The sequence below is a fragment of the Flavonifractor sp. An91 genome, from assembly GCF_002159225.1.
GTDB classification, from domain to species: Bacteria; Bacillota; Clostridia; order Oscillospirales; family Oscillospiraceae; genus Flavonifractor; species Flavonifractor avicola.
On sequence record NZ_NFHA01000009.1, the window covers coordinates 58,576 to 71,458 of the forward strand.

Annotated in this window: 15 protein-coding genes; all 15 read left to right on the forward strand. The window is 62.2% G+C overall.

Annotated features, from left to right (window positions below; genetic code table 11):
• Nucleotides 1-119: 119 nt before the first annotated feature.
• The 15 genes from cdaA to B5G42_RS07560 all read left to right on the forward strand — a co-directional run bounded on the left by cdaA (nucleotide 120) and on the right by B5G42_RS07560 (nucleotide 12,883).
• A complete protein-coding gene (cdaA, locus tag B5G42_RS07490) occupies nucleotides 120-1,007 on the forward strand; it encodes a diadenylate cyclase CdaA (RefSeq protein ID WP_087187919.1) in 888 nt (295 codons plus the stop codon).
• Nucleotides 988-2,232: a CdaR family protein gene (locus B5G42_RS07495; RefSeq protein WP_087268580.1), complete on the forward strand. Its 1,245-nt coding sequence runs from the start codon at nucleotides 988-990 to the stop codon at nucleotides 2,230-2,232. Before cdaA ends, B5G42_RS07495 begins: the two co-directional genes overlap by 20 nt.
• 40 nt (nucleotides 2,233-2,272) lie before the next feature.
• On the forward strand, nucleotides 2,273-2,701 hold the full coding sequence (locus tag B5G42_RS07500; protein ID WP_087187921.1) for a SoxR reducing system RseC family protein: 429 nt from the start codon (nucleotides 2,273-2,275) through the stop codon (nucleotides 2,699-2,701).
• Complete coding sequence (locus B5G42_RS07505; protein ID WP_087268583.1) at nucleotides 2,701-3,570, forward strand: DUF5685 family protein; 870 nt, start codon at nucleotides 2,701-2,703, stop codon at nucleotides 3,568-3,570. The genes B5G42_RS07500 and B5G42_RS07505 overlap by 1 nt, the downstream gene beginning before the upstream one ends.
• Nucleotides 3,567-4,160 (forward strand): J domain-containing protein, encoded by a 594-nt coding sequence (locus tag B5G42_RS07510; protein WP_087268586.1) that lies wholly within the window; start codon nucleotides 3,567-3,569, stop codon nucleotides 4,158-4,160. Before B5G42_RS07505 ends, B5G42_RS07510 begins: the two co-directional genes overlap by 4 nt.
• A gap of 3 nt (nucleotides 4,161-4,163) precedes the next feature.
• Nucleotides 4,164-4,703: a hypothetical protein gene (locus B5G42_RS07515; protein WP_087268589.1), complete on the forward strand. Its 540-nt coding sequence runs from the start codon at nucleotides 4,164-4,166 to the stop codon at nucleotides 4,701-4,703.
• Nucleotides 4,704-4,794: 91 nt separating this feature from the next.
• Nucleotides 4,795-5,661: a YicC/YloC family endoribonuclease gene (locus B5G42_RS07520; protein ID WP_191434774.1), complete on the forward strand. Its 867-nt coding sequence runs from the start codon at nucleotides 4,795-4,797 to the stop codon at nucleotides 5,659-5,661.
• 11 nt (nucleotides 5,662-5,672) lie between these two features.
• The gene (locus B5G42_RS07525) at nucleotides 5,673-5,942 is read left to right on the forward strand and encodes an extracellular matrix/biofilm regulator RemA (protein ID WP_087187926.1); all 270 of its coding nucleotides are present in this window, start codon (nucleotides 5,673-5,675) and stop codon (nucleotides 5,940-5,942) included.
• Nucleotides 5,942-6,550, forward strand: a complete 609-nt coding sequence (gene gmk / locus B5G42_RS07530) for a guanylate kinase (RefSeq protein WP_164475015.1) — start codon at nucleotides 5,942-5,944, stop codon at nucleotides 6,548-6,550. The genes B5G42_RS07525 and gmk overlap by 1 nt, the downstream gene beginning before the upstream one ends.
• Before the next feature lie 6 nt (nucleotides 6,551-6,556).
• Nucleotides 6,557-6,757, forward strand: coding sequence for a DNA-directed RNA polymerase subunit omega (gene rpoZ / locus B5G42_RS07535; protein ID WP_087187928.1), 201 nt, complete (start codon nucleotides 6,557-6,559; stop codon nucleotides 6,755-6,757).
• A gap of 250 nt (nucleotides 6,758-7,007) precedes the next feature.
• The gene (gene priA, locus B5G42_RS07540; RefSeq protein WP_242961160.1) at nucleotides 7,008-9,473 is read left to right on the forward strand and encodes a replication restart helicase PriA; all 2,466 of its coding nucleotides are present in this window, start codon (nucleotides 7,008-7,010) and stop codon (nucleotides 9,471-9,473) included.
• A gap of 13 nt (nucleotides 9,474-9,486) precedes the next feature.
• Nucleotides 9,487-9,981, forward strand: coding sequence for a peptide deformylase (gene def / locus B5G42_RS07545; protein ID WP_087187930.1), 495 nt, complete (start codon nucleotides 9,487-9,489; stop codon nucleotides 9,979-9,981).
• Entirely contained in the window at nucleotides 9,978-10,928 is a 951-nt protein-coding gene (fmt, locus tag B5G42_RS07550) for a methionyl-tRNA formyltransferase (protein WP_087268604.1), read from the forward strand. Before def ends, fmt begins: the two co-directional genes overlap by 4 nt.
• Nucleotides 10,925-12,172: a glycosyltransferase family 39 protein gene (locus tag B5G42_RS07555; protein ID WP_087268607.1), complete on the forward strand. Its 1,248-nt coding sequence runs from the start codon at nucleotides 10,925-10,927 to the stop codon at nucleotides 12,170-12,172. The genes fmt and B5G42_RS07555 overlap by 4 nt, the downstream gene beginning before the upstream one ends.
• 12 nt (nucleotides 12,173-12,184) lie before the next feature.
• Complete coding sequence (locus B5G42_RS07560) at nucleotides 12,185-12,883, forward strand: zinc metallopeptidase (protein WP_087187933.1); 699 nt, start codon at nucleotides 12,185-12,187, stop codon at nucleotides 12,881-12,883.

A 12,883-nucleotide genomic window follows, 5' to 3' on the forward strand; every position in this document is an offset into this window, starting at 1 on the left:
GCTTACCCTTGTCAATCACAGGGGAATACAGTATAATAAATTGGTTAAAGTAGGTCGGTTCAACAGGACCGGCCAGGGAGCAATGACCGGCGCCGCCGGAGAGCGGGAGACGTGGGAGTATGGAAGGCATTTTATATCTGCTGCAGCAGCTCAAAGGGATGGTGACCCCCATCGGGATCTTCGATATCATCGACATCCTGATTATGGCGTTTATCATCTATAAGCTCATTATGCTCATCCGCCGCACCAGCTCCGGGGCGGTGGCAAAGGGCATTTTGGTGCTCATTGTGGCCCTGTGGGCCTCCAGCCTGCTTCAGCTTAACACCGTTAATTTCCTGCTGGGCAGGGTGGTGGAATGGGGCGTTGTGGCTCTGGTGGTCATTTTCCAACCGGAGATCCGCCGCTTCCTGGAGCAGATGGGCCGTACCAGCCTGGGCCAGGTTTTTACCCACGCTGAGGAACGCAACGAGCTGGATGGGGCCATCACCCAGACGGTGGAGGCCTACGCCTCTCTGTCCAAGTCCAAGACCGGTGCGCTGATGGTGTTTGAGCGGAAGAATATGCTGGATGATGCCATCAAGACAGGCACTGCCCTGGACTGCTCGGTGAGCGCCGAGCTGCTGAAAAACATCTTCTGGAACAAGGCCCCCCTCCATGACGGCGCCGTCATCGTCCGGGGCGGCCGGATCGTGGGCGCGGGCTGTATGCTTCCCATGTCGGGCAACGTGAATCTGTCCCGGGAGCTGGGTATGCGCCACCGGGCGGGCATCGGCGCCAGCGAGCACACCGACGCGGTGGTGGCCATCGTGTCGGAGGAGACCGGCTCCATCTCGGTGGCGGTGGGCGGGATGCTCAAGCGGCATCTGGCCCCCGAAACCCTGGAACGGCTGCTCCGCAATGAGCTTATGCCCGAGCAGGAACAGACCGAAGCTCCGTCCAAGTTCAAATTTATGTCGCTGTTCCGGGGCGGAAAGGGGGAGAAGCTGAATGGTGAGAAAGATCACTGATTCCAAGTGGTTCTATATTCTGGTCTCCCTGCTGCTGGCCTTCGCCCTTTGGATCTATGTGGGCAAGGAGGCCAACCCCCTGACCACCGGTACCGTCCGCAACGTACAGGTGGTATTCAGCGGCCTGGACGTGCTGGAAGAGCGGGGCCTGATGATCTCCCAGGGAGCCGATCAGATGGTGAGCCTCAATATCCAGGCCCGCCGGGAGGTGTTCAACCGCCTGTCCCAGGGGGATGTGACGGTGAATATCGATGTGTCCGGTATTACCGAACCGGGTGAGCAATCCATTCCCATCACCACCCGTATCATCAGCTATCCCCGATCCATCACCTCCACCGACGCCATCGATCTGCGGTATACAAGCCCCTCTACTGTGGACTTTACCGTGTCCCGCTGGACAGAAAAGGATGTGCCGGTACAGGCGGTCTTTGAGGGCAGTGTGGCTGAGGGCTATCAGCGGGGCGAGTTCTCCATCACCCCGGAGACCATTACCATCAGCGGCCAGGAGGAGCTGGTCAACGAGGTGCAGTATGCCCAGGTGACCGCGGCTCAGCAGGACCTGACCAGCACCTACAGTGAGCAGTGTCCGGTGACCCTCATGGATGCGGACGGAAACGCGGTGACTGGGAGCAACATTCAGGCCGATCCCCAAACCGTTCTGGTGACCCTGCCGGTGGAGGTGCTCAAGGAAGTACCCCTCACCGTCAACCTCATCGAGGGCGGCGGCGCTACGGCGGCCGACGCCAAGGTGACCTTCAGCCCCACCGACACCATCATGGTGTCTGGCGATCAGGCTGATGTGGAGGGCCTGAAGGAAATCTCCCTGGGTGATATCAAACTGGCCGACGTATACGGCACCAATGTGTTTACCAAGGAGATTGAGCTCTCCCCGGAGCTGACCAACGTCAGCGGCATTACCGAAGTGAATGTGACGGTGACCATTCAGGGTCTGGCTACCCGCACCATGAAGGTGGACAACATCGAGATCATCAACACGCCCGAGGGCTATGAGGCGGAGGCCATCACCAAGTCGTGCAGCGTCCTCATCCGGGGCCCGGAGGAGGAGGTCAATGAGATCACCGAGTCCCAGCTTCGGATCGTAGCCGACCTGTCCAACACCGATCCCTCCACCGGCAGCCGCACTGTCCCGGTCAAGGTCTATCTGGATGGCAGCAGCAGTGTGGGCGTGGTGGGCGAATATGCCATATCCGTATCCCTGACGTAGGTTTCTGTCATAGAACAAAGAGAAAATTCAAGGTGATCCCATGATTCAAACTGCAAAAGTAACCAAAGTATTTCCCGATGGCCGGGCGGAGGTGGCGGTGAAGCGTCAGTCCGCCTGCGGCCACGACTGCTCCAAGTGCGGCGGCGGATGCAGCGAGCTGATGGTCAGCTCCACCGTGGCCGTCATGGCGGCCAACCCGGTGCGGGCCATGCCCGGCGACATGGTGCGGGTGGAGTCCTCCACCGGCGGCATTCTGAAGGCGGCTGTGGTGGTCTATCTGGTGCCTTTTATCCTGTTTTTCCTGGGCTATTTTATCTGCGCTGCCTTTCAGCTGAGCAGCGGCATCAGCGCCGCGGTGGGCGGCATCGGCTTTGCCCTGGGCGTGCTGCTGGCGGTGCTGCTGGACCGGCAGGTCCGCCGCAACCGCTCCATTACCTTCTGCATCACCGCCATCAATCCCGCTGACTGATGTTCGGCTATGTGCGTCCCTGGCGGGACGAACTGAAGGTGCGCCAGAACCGGGACTATGAGGCCCTCTATTGCGGGGTATGCCACGCTCTGGGCAAGCGCCACGGCTTTCTGGCCCGGATGTTCCTCAACTACGACTTCACCTTCCTGGCTATGCTGCTGGACGGGGCCAAGCCGGAGCCTGCCTCCAGGCGATGTCCCGCCCGGCTGTGGTGCAGGAAGAAGACCTGCGTCCTCTCCGGCGGAGTGGACGCGGCTGCCGATGCCGGCACCATCCTCAGCTACTGGAAGCTGCGGGACACGGTGGACGACAGCGGGTTTTGGAAGGGTTTGCCTGCCCGGCTACTGTCCCGGCTGCTCCGCCGTGGCTACCGGAAGGCTGCCGCCGCCCGGCCTGATTTTGACGGCCAGGTGCGCCAATGTCTGACGGAGCTGCAGGAACTGGAGGGGGAGAAGTGTTCCTCCATCGACCGGACGGCGGACACCTTTGCCCGGCTGCTCACCGCTGCCGCGCCCCCCTCAGGGGACCGGGCACGGGACCGGGCCATGGAACAGCTGCTCTACCACATCGGACGGTGGATCTACCTGGTGGACGCCTGGGACGATCTGGAGGAGGACAAGCGTACCGGCTCCTACAATCCCATCCTGACCCGCTTTGACGGCAGGCCGGAGGAGGGACGGGAGACCATGCGCACCACTCTGCGTCACTCCCTCAATCTGGCCCGGTCCGCCATGGCCCTGCTGGAGCTGGGCCACTGGCAGGAGACGGTGGAGAATATCCTCTATCTGGGCCTGCCCGCCGTGGAAGAACTGGTTTTTACCGGCCAATGGAAGGCCGCCAATCATACAGACAGGAGAAAACATACATGAGCGATCCTTACAGCGTATTGGGTGTAAAGCCCGACGCCAGCGACGACGAGATCAAGCGGGCGTACCGGGAACTGGCCCGGAAGTACCATCCCGACAACTATCAGAACAATCCTCTGGCCGATCTGGCGGAGGAGAAGATGAAGGAGATCAACGAGGCCTACGACGCCATCACCAAGATGCGCTCCGGCGGCGGCCACCAGGGCGGAAGCTATCAGGGCGGCTATCAGCAGTCCTACGGCTCCTCCTCCCAGGGCTCCAGCCTGTACAACCAGGTCCGCCAGGCCATCAACATGGGGGATCTGAGCCGGGCCGAGCAGCTGCTCCGCTCCGCCCCCAACCAGGATGCCGAGTGGCACTTCCTCACCGGCTCTCTGGCCTACCGGAAGGGTTGGCTGGACGAGGCCACCCAGCACATCCAGATGGCCTGCAACATGGACCCCTCCAACGCCGAATACCGTCAGGCCCTGATGATGATGCGTCAGGGCGGCCAGGCCTACCGGCCCTACGGCTACGGCAGCGGCCCCGACGCCTGCGATATGTGTACCGCCTGTATGTGTCTCAACTGCCTGTGCGGCGGCTGCGGGAACTGAGCCATGGCAGGGCGTGGTTCTTATCGCGGCGGCGCGGGCCGGACAGCGCTGGTGGGCCTGCTCACCGGCTTGTCCCTCATCTCCCTCTACCTGGCCTTCCTGGCGCCCAGCGGCAAGCTGGCGCTGGTGGCGGTGGCGGGGGTGTTTCCGGCAGGGGCGGTGGTGTCCGCCAGCCTGGCCGCCGGGTTCTTCTGCTACGGCGCCACCGGTATCCTGGGTCTGCTCCTTGTCCCCAGCAAGAGTGTGGCGCTGCTCTACCTGATTTTCTTCGGATTGTGGCCCATGGTGAAAAGCTTGCTGGAGCGGCTGCCCAGCCGGGTACTGGAATGGGTGGGCAAGCTGGTCTGCTGCAACATCGCCCTGGCGGTGCTGTGGTTTGGGCTAAAGGCACTCTTTCTGCCCTTTTTGCCCGCCGCCCTCAGCCAGAGCTGGATGGTCTTTGCTGCCGGCAACATCGGCTTTGTCATCTATGACATCGGCTTTTCCAAGCTCATTGCCTTCTATGTGGCCCGGGTGGACAGGGGCTTGCGGAAGAACCGGTAGTCTGATATAATATGTAAGATTAGATGCTTTCCTCCCGCCCGGCGGCGGGAGACACTATACACGACAGGGGGAACCCCATTTGGTCAAGAGTATGACCGGCTATGGCCGGGGAGAGGCCAACCTGAACGGCCGTCCCATCACGGTGGAGCTGCGCTCGGTGAACAACCGCTATCTGGACTGCACCGTCAAGCTGCCCCGCATCTATGTGTTTGCCGAGGACGCGGTGAAGAGCCGGGTGCAGAGCCGGATTTCCCGGGGTAAGGTGGACGTGTATATCACCATCGGCCCCTCCGCCAATGGCGACGTGGCCATTTCGGTGAACAAGCCTGTGGCCGACGGCTATTACGCCGCCCTTAAGGACCTGCGGGATACCTACGGCCTGCGGGACGACATCTCTGTATCCCTGCTCTCCCGGTTCCAGGACGTGTTCCTGGTGGAAAAGACCCAGGAGGACCTGGAGGCCCTGTCTGCCGATATCTGTACGGTGCTGGATCTGGCGCTGGATGACTTTGACGCCATGCGCACCCGGGAAGGGGAGAAGCTGTGCCAGGACGTCCGGTCCCGGGCGGCCACCATCGAGGGCCTGGTGTCCAAGGTGGAAACCCGCTCTCCCGGCATCGTGGCCGACTATCGTGCCAAGCTGGTGGCCCGGATGAATGAGGTGCTCCAGAATACTCAGATCGACGAGAGCCGCATCCTCACCGAGGCGGCCATCTATGCCGACAAGGTGGCGGTGGATGAGGAGACTGTCCGCCTGCGCAGCCATCTGTCCCAGCTGGACCATATGCTGAGCCAGGGCGGCGCCATCGGCCGCAAGCTGGACTTTTTGATTCAGGAGTTCAACCGGGAGGCCAACACCATTGGCTCCAAGTGCAGCGATATTGAGACCGCCGGCTATGTGGTGGATATCAAGGCCGAGATCGAGAAGATCCGGGAACAGATCCAGAACATCGAGTAAGGAGCGGCCCCATGAAACTGATCAACATCGGCTTTGGCAACATGGTATCGGCGGGACGGCTTATCGCCATCGTCAGTCCGGAATCCGCCCCCATCAAGCGTATGGTGCAGGAGGCCCGGGATAAGGGCAACCTGATCGACGCCACTTATGGACGGCGTACCCGGGCGGTGCTCATCATGGACAGTGACCACATCGTGCTCTCGGCCCTCCAGCCGGAGACGGTGGCAGGCCGACTGGGCGGAAAAGAGACAGAAGCCGCAGAGGAGGAAGAAGCGCCTTGATGGGAAAGAAAAAAGAACATGGCACGCTCATCGTGCTGTCCGGCCCCTCGGGAGTCGGAAAGAGCACCGTGATCGCCGAGCTGCTCAGCGAACGCAAGGACATCCATTTTTCCGTGTCCTTCACCACCCGGCAGCCCCGGGTGGGCGAGGAGAACGGAGTGAACTACAACTTCGTCGCCCGCGAGGAATTTGAGCGGATGATCGCCAACGACGAGCTGTTGGAATACGCCGAATATGTCCATAATTACTACGGCACCTCTCTGCGGGTGATCCGGGAGAAGCTGGATGCCGGTATCGACGTGCTGCTGGACATCGAGGTCCAGGGCGCCGCCAAGGTGCGTGCCAAGTGCCCCGACGCGGTGTGTATCTTCATCGTACCCCCATCCTTTGAGGAGCTGTCCCGCCGGCTGCACCGCCGTGCTACCGACAGCGAGGAGGTCATCCAGGGCCGGCTCCAGAAGGCCCGGGAGGAATACCGGGAGATCCCCAATTACGACTATCTGGTGGTCAACGACAAGGTGTCCGACGCGGCGGAGGAGATCATCTCCATCCTCACCGCCGAGGGATGCCGCACCAAAAACCGCATGAATCTGGTAGAAGGAGTCTGATCGAATATGATGCTCGAACCCCCTATGAACAAACTGCTGGAGCAGGTGCCCAGCCGCTATATGCTGGTGAACGTGGTGGCCCAGCGGGCCCGTCAGGTGGCCACCGAGGCGGAGGACGCCGGCATCTCTCTGGACGATAAGCCTGTCACCATCGCCATCCGTGAGGTGGCCGAGGGTAAGGTGGAGCTGAACCAGGAAGAGGCCTGATATGAGAGGAATGAGAGGCAAGCGACAGACTTTCCGGCCTGTCGCTTGCCTCGGGCTGTCCTTAGGCCTTGTTTGAAGATTGTCAACAAGCCCAATCGGCGGGCCTTTTGCCCCCTGGACGGCACTATTTTTCCTTGAAATCCGTCAGGATTCCTGCAAAAAAATTGCTTGCCAGCGGCCAAAATTCCTCGTCGCTGGGCATATCGCCAATATTCAAACAAAGCCTAGGGGAAATGGGAAGGAGATGGACATGGTAGCGAAAATCGCCCTCAAGGCCGCCACCTACGCCATCGACAAGCCCTACGACTACGCTGTGCCTGCCGAGCTAACTGCTACTCTGCGGCCTGGGATGCGGGTCATTGTGCCCTTCGGCGCGGGCAACCGCCGCACCGAGGGCATTGTGCTGGCCCTGGAAGCCCAGGGCCCGGCAGGTGTGTCCCTAAAGCCGGTGCTCACCGTGCTGGATGACAGCCCGGTGCTGGACGGTGAGGCCATCAAGCTGGCCCTGTGGATGCGGGAGCGGTGGTTCTGTACGGTGTACGATGCCGCCCGGGCCATGCTGCCGGCGGGGCTGTACTATGCCCTCCAGGACCAGTGGAAGGTGGCCGAGGGGGTGGACCGGGAGGCGGCCTTTGAGGCCGCCGGCAAGTCGGACCACGCCCGGCAGGTGGTGGAGCTGCTCTTTGCAAACGGCGGCTGCGCCGATGTGACCGCCATTCGGGAGGCCTTCGGCACCAAAGACCCCAATCCCGCCCTTAAGCTGCTGCGGGACAAGGGGATCATCACCCTGGAGACCAGTGCCGCCCGGGGCGTGGGGGACAAGACCGAGCAGGTGGCCACCCTGGCCATGCCCGCCCAGGAGGCCCTGGATCAGGCTGCCGCACGGCGGCGAACCGCCCCGCTGCAATACGCGGTGGTGGAGCTGCTGTGCGCCATCGGCGAAGCTTCCGCCAAGGAGCTGTGCTACTTTACCGGGGCCAGTTCGTCCACCCTCCGCGCCCTGGCCAAAAGCGGGGTCATTGCTCTGGAAAAGCGGGAGGTCTACCGCCGGGTACAGGTGGAGGGCGTGGAGCAGCTGGCCGAGCCGGTACTCAACGGCGAACAACAGGCCGCCTTTGACGGCCTCAACGCTTTGGCTGCCGGAAATAAGGCCGCCGCCGCGCTGCTCTACGGCGTCACCGGCAGCGGCAAGACCCAAGTATACCTAAAATTGATCTATGAAACCCTGCGGCGGGGGAGAACCGCTCTGGTGCTGGTGCCCGAGATCTCCCTGACTCCTCAGCTGATGCGGCTGTTCTCCTCCCACTTCGGGGAGCAAATCGCCGTGCTGCACTCCTCCCTGAGAGCGGGGGAGCGGTACGACGAGTGGAAGCGCATCAAGGCGGGGGAGGCCCGGGTGGTCATCGGTACCCGCTCCGCTGTCTTTGCCCCCCTGAAGGACCTGGGCCTCATTGTTTTGGATGAGGAGCAGGAGGGGACCTATCAGTCGGAAAACGTGCCAAAATACCACGCCCGGGACGTGGCCAAGTTCCGCTGTGTCCAGCACAAGGCCCTGCTGCTGCTGGCCTCGGCCACCCCGTCCATTGAGACCATGTACCAGGCCCGGCAGGGCGCCTACCAGCTGTTTACCCTGAAACAGCGGTACAATCAGCGGCCTCTGCCCCCGGTAGAGATCGTGGATATGAAGGGGGAGCTGCGCTCCGGCAACGGCACCGACCTGAGCGGCGTGCTTACCCGGGCCCTGGCAGATACTGCTGATCGGGGTGAGCAGGCCATTTTACTGCTCAACCGCCGGGGTGCCAGTCGGATGGTGAGCTGTGGGGAGTGCGGCGAGGTACCCACCTGCCCCCGGTGCTCCGTCCACCTCACTTACCACTCGGCCAACGGGCGGCTCATGTGCCACTACTGCGGTCACTCCCAGCCTTTGCCCCCTGCCTGTCCGTCCTGCGGCGGTACCCTGAACTTCATCGGGGCTGGTACTCAGAAGGTGGAGGAGGAGCTGACCGAGGCTTTGCCCGGTTGGGAGGTGCTGCGGATGGATGCCGACTCCATTTCGGCCACCCACAGCCACGAGAAGCTGTTCGCCCGGTTTGAACGGGAGAACATCCCGGTGCTGCTGGGCACCCAGATGGTGGCCAAGGGTCTGGACTTTCCCAACGTGACTCTGGTGGGTGTCATCAACGCCGACCAGTCCCTGTATGTAGACGACTACCGGGCGGGTGAGCGCACCTTCTCTCTGCTCACCCAGGTGGTGGGTAGAGCGGGCCGCGGAGCCCGGGGGGGACGGGCCGTCATCCAGACCTATACCCCCGACAACGACGTGATCCGCTGCGCCGCCCGCCAGGACTACGACGGCTTCTATCAGCAGGAGATCGCCCTGCGGCGTCTGCGGGGCTGCCCGCCCTTCCGGGATCTCTTCGTGCTCACCGCCTCAGGCAAGCTGGAGGCGGCGGTGCTGCGGACCTGTATGCGGCTGCGGCGTACTTTGGAGGGCTGGCTGAGGCTGCCCGCCTATGAGGGATTGGAGGTCCAGCTGCTGGGTCCCGCCCCGGCCTCCATCGCCAAAATCAACGAGCGCTACCGCTACCGGCTCACCATGGCCTGCGCCAACACCAAGCCGGTGCGTGATATGATCGCCGCCCTGCTGCGGGCGGCCCAGACCGATAAAGAAAACAAAGGGGTGTCGGTGACTGCCGACGTGAACCCACTGGATTAGGAGGAAGAACATTATGGCACTGCGTACCATTCTTACCGACGGCGATCCCGCCCTGCACAAGGTCTGCCGTCCTGTGACCCAGTTTGATGAAAAGCTCCACGACCTGTTGGACGACATGAAGGAGACGCTGGCCAAGGCCAACGGCGCCGGACTGGCTGCTCCCCAGGTGGGCATCCTCCGCCGGGCGGTCATCGTGGTGGATGCCAACGATGAGATGCTGGAGCTGGTCAATCCGGAGATCATTGCCCGGGAAGGGGAGCAGGAGGGCTTTGAGGGCTGCCTGTCCGTTCCCGGCCGCTGGGGCGTGGTGAAGCGTCCCATGAAGGCCAAGGTGCGGGCTCAGGACCGCAACGGCAACTTCTTTGAGGTGGAGGGCGAGGAGATCGTGGCCCGCTGCTTCTGCCACGAACTGGACCACCTGGACGGCCACCTGTTTACCGAGCTGGCTGGCCGCCTGTACACCAACGAGGAGTTGGAAGAGATGATGGCGGAGGAGGACGACGCATGAGAATCCTCTTTATGGGTACGCCCGATTTCGCGGTGCCCTCTCTGGAGGCCCTGATTCAGGCGGGTCACCAGATCTGCGGGGTGTTCACCCAGCCCGACAAGCCCAAGAACCGGGGCATGAAGCTTCAGGCTCCGCCGGTGAAGGAGTGCGCCCTGGCCCACGATATCCCGGTGCATCAGCCCACCAAGCTGCGGGACGGCACCGCTCTGGCCCTCATCCAGGAGCTGGCCCCCGAGCTCATCGTGGTGGCCGCTTACGGCCGCATTCTGCCCGACGACATTCTGGCCGCGCCCCCCAAGGGTTGCATCAACGTCCACTCGTCCCTGCTGCCCAACTACCGGGGCGCCGCTCCCATCAACTGGGCGGTGCTCAATGGGGATAAGGAGACCGGCGTGACCATCATGCACATGGCCCACGACCTGGACGCCGGAGACATCATCTCTCAGGCATCCACCCCCATTGATCCCGATGAGACGGTGGTGACCCTCCACGACCGGCTGGCTGTGCTGGGGGCCCAGCTGCTGGTGGAGACGGTGGCTCAGATCGACGCCGGAACCGCCAAGCGCACCCCTCAGGACCATGACAAGGCCACCCTGGCTCCCATGCTGAGCCGGGAACTGTCCCCCATGGACTTCAATCGCGCCGCCCGTCAGCTCCACGACCAGGTCCGGGGCCTGATTCCCTGGCCCGCCGCCGTGACTACCTTGGGAGACAAGCGGTGTAAAGTATTTAAAACTGTCGTTTCTGAGGAGCGCACCAACACTGCTCCGGGCACTGTTCTGGCCGCCGGGAAGGATGGCCTGGCGGTGGCCTGCGGGGAGGGCACCGTGCTGCGGCTGGAGGAGATCCAGCCTGACGGCGGCAAGCGCATGAAGGCTGCTGACTACCTGCGGGGCCATCCCATTGAGGTGGGGACCGTGCTGTCCCTGCCGGAGCAGGGGAAATGAACCTGATCTGGACCCTGGCGGTCACCGGCGTGGTGGCCGCTCTGGGTTTGTACCTGGTGCTGCGGTGGCTGGGCCGGGCCGGTGTGCCGGTGCCCCTGGCCGCCAAAGGACTTGCAGCCAAGGGCTATATGCCTGACAGCAGAGAATGTGTAAAGGCATTTGCCGTTACATTTGGATTCCGTATTTTGATCTTCCTGCTGGTGGGGCTGGCAGCCTGTTTCGTGCTTTATCCCGGCTCCGGTCCCGACGCCTTCCTGTGGATCTGGAAGAAATGGGACGGCCTGCACTACGTCAATCTGGCGGAGCTGGGCTATTCCGGCTATGTGGAGGACGGGAAAAATCTGTTTCTGGTGTTTTTCCCCTTGTATCCCTGGCTGATGCGGGTGATTTCCCTTATCACGGGCAATACTATGGCGGCGGGGCTGCTGATTTCCTTTGCCTGTTACGGGGCGGGCTGCGTCTTTCTCTACAAGCTGGCCGCCTTTGAGCTGGGCAGGGGAGGCGCCCGGCGGACGGTGCTCTTTCTGTCGGTGTATCCCTACGCCTTCTTCTTCGGCGGCATTATGACGGAGAGCTTGTTCCTGCTTACCACCGCCGCGGGGCTGTGGTACATCCGCCGCCACCGCTGGTGGCTGGCGGGGATATGGGGGCTGTTGGCCGCCATGACCAGGATGCACGGCGTCCTGCTCATTGGGGCAGCAGCTGCGGAGCTGGTGGAGCATATGGGCCGTTTTGATTGGAAAACCATTGCCCGCAGACTGCCCGCCCTACTGCTGCCGGCTGTGGGCACCCTGATCTATTTGACCCTCAACTGGTCTGTAACTGGCAACCCATTTGCCTTTACAGTTATGCAGCAGCACTGGAGTCAGGGTTTTTGTCCCATTGCCGATACCATGTGGTATGTGCTGCAAAACGCCCTGAGCTACCCTACGGAGCTGGTGCGGTACCAGATTTGGATCCCCACCATTGTGCTCTTCCCGGTATTTTTTGCCCTGCTGGTATGGGCACGGAACAAGTTCCGGGGTATGTACACCCTGTACGGCTTTGTCTACCTGGTGCTCAACTACTCTCTGTCCTGGCTGCTCAGCGCCGGACGCTATCTGTCCTGCGCCCTGCCGTTCTTCCTGTTCGCCGCCGCCCTCACCGAGGGGAGACCCAAGCTGACAGCGGCGATCACCACCGCCATGGGGGCGGGATTCCTGCTCAATCTGTTCTGGTTCCTCACCGGGGGCCAGGTCATGTGACTGGAGGTCATTATGCCCTTTTTCTACTATTTTGACACCTATTACTGGATCATTCTGGTGCCAGCTATGCTCATCGCCCTGCTGGCCCAGATCAACGTGTCGTCCACCTTCAACCGCTATTCCCGCATTGCCAGCCGCCGGGGCCTTACCGGCGCACAGGCTGCGGAGGAGGTACTGAAGGCCCACGGGGTGTACGGCGTGCGCATCACCCGGGTGTCCGGTAAGCTTACCGACCACTATGATCCCCGGACCAATACCATCCGCCTGTCCGACGCGGTGTACGGCTCCACCAGCATCGCCTCGGTGGGAGTGGCCGCCCATGAGGCGGGCCACGCCGTCCAGTACGCCCAGGAGTACGGTCCTATCAAACTGAGAGGGGCCATCATCCCGGTATGTAACTTCAGCTCCCAGATCTCCATCCTGCTCATTATCCTGGGCTTTGTCCTGTATTCCAGGCCCCTGTTTGCCGTGGGTGTGGTGCTCTTTGCCGTGGCCGCCTTCTTCCAGGTGGTCACCCTGCCTGTGGAGTTCAACGCCTCCCGCAGAGCCATCCAATCTTTGCAGGATACCCATATGCTGGACGACCAGGAGCTGCGTGGGGCCAAGAAGGTGCTTGGGGCTGCCGCCATGACCTATGTGGCCGCTCTGCTGGTGTCCATTGCCCAGCTGCTGCGCTATATCCTGGCTTTTAACAGCCGCCGGAGGGATTGA

Excerpts from the sequence above, each read along its gene's own strand:
- cdaA (WP_087187919.1), top strand. The coding sequence starts at position 120 with ATGGAAGGCATTTTATATCTGCTGCAGCAGCTCAAAGGGATGGTGACC.
- B5G42_RS07495 (WP_087268580.1), top strand. The coding sequence starts at position 988 with ATGGTGAGAAAGATCACTGATTCCAAGTGGTTCTATATTCTGGTCTCC.
- B5G42_RS07500 (WP_087187921.1), top strand. The coding sequence starts at position 2,273 with ATGATTCAAACTGCAAAAGTAACCAAAGTATTTCCCGATGGCCGGGCG.
- B5G42_RS07505 (WP_087268583.1), top strand. The coding sequence starts at position 2,701 with ATGTTCGGCTATGTGCGTCCCTGGCGGGACGAACTGAAGGTGCGCCAG.
- B5G42_RS07510 (WP_087268586.1), top strand. The coding sequence starts at position 3,567 with ATGAGCGATCCTTACAGCGTATTGGGTGTAAAGCCCGACGCCAGCGAC.
- B5G42_RS07515 (WP_087268589.1), top strand. The coding sequence starts at position 4,164 with ATGGCAGGGCGTGGTTCTTATCGCGGCGGCGCGGGCCGGACAGCGCTG.
- B5G42_RS07520 (WP_191434774.1), top strand. The coding sequence starts at position 4,795 with ATGACCGGCTATGGCCGGGGAGAGGCCAACCTGAACGGCCGTCCCATC.
- B5G42_RS07525 (WP_087187926.1), top strand. The coding sequence starts at position 5,673 with ATGAAACTGATCAACATCGGCTTTGGCAACATGGTATCGGCGGGACGG.
- gmk (WP_164475015.1), top strand. The coding sequence starts at position 5,942 with ATGGGAAAGAAAAAAGAACATGGCACGCTCATCGTGCTGTCCGGCCCC.
- rpoZ (WP_087187928.1), top strand. The coding sequence starts at position 6,557 with ATGATGCTCGAACCCCCTATGAACAAACTGCTGGAGCAGGTGCCCAGC.
- priA (WP_242961160.1), top strand. The coding sequence starts at position 7,008 with ATGGTAGCGAAAATCGCCCTCAAGGCCGCCACCTACGCCATCGACAAG.
- def (WP_087187930.1), top strand. The coding sequence starts at position 9,487 with ATGGCACTGCGTACCATTCTTACCGACGGCGATCCCGCCCTGCACAAG.
- fmt (WP_087268604.1), top strand. The coding sequence starts at position 9,978 with ATGAGAATCCTCTTTATGGGTACGCCCGATTTCGCGGTGCCCTCTCTG.
- B5G42_RS07555 (WP_087268607.1), top strand. The coding sequence starts at position 10,925 with ATGAACCTGATCTGGACCCTGGCGGTCACCGGCGTGGTGGCCGCTCTG.
- B5G42_RS07560 (WP_087187933.1), top strand. The coding sequence starts at position 12,185 with ATGCCCTTTTTCTACTATTTTGACACCTATTACTGGATCATTCTGGTG.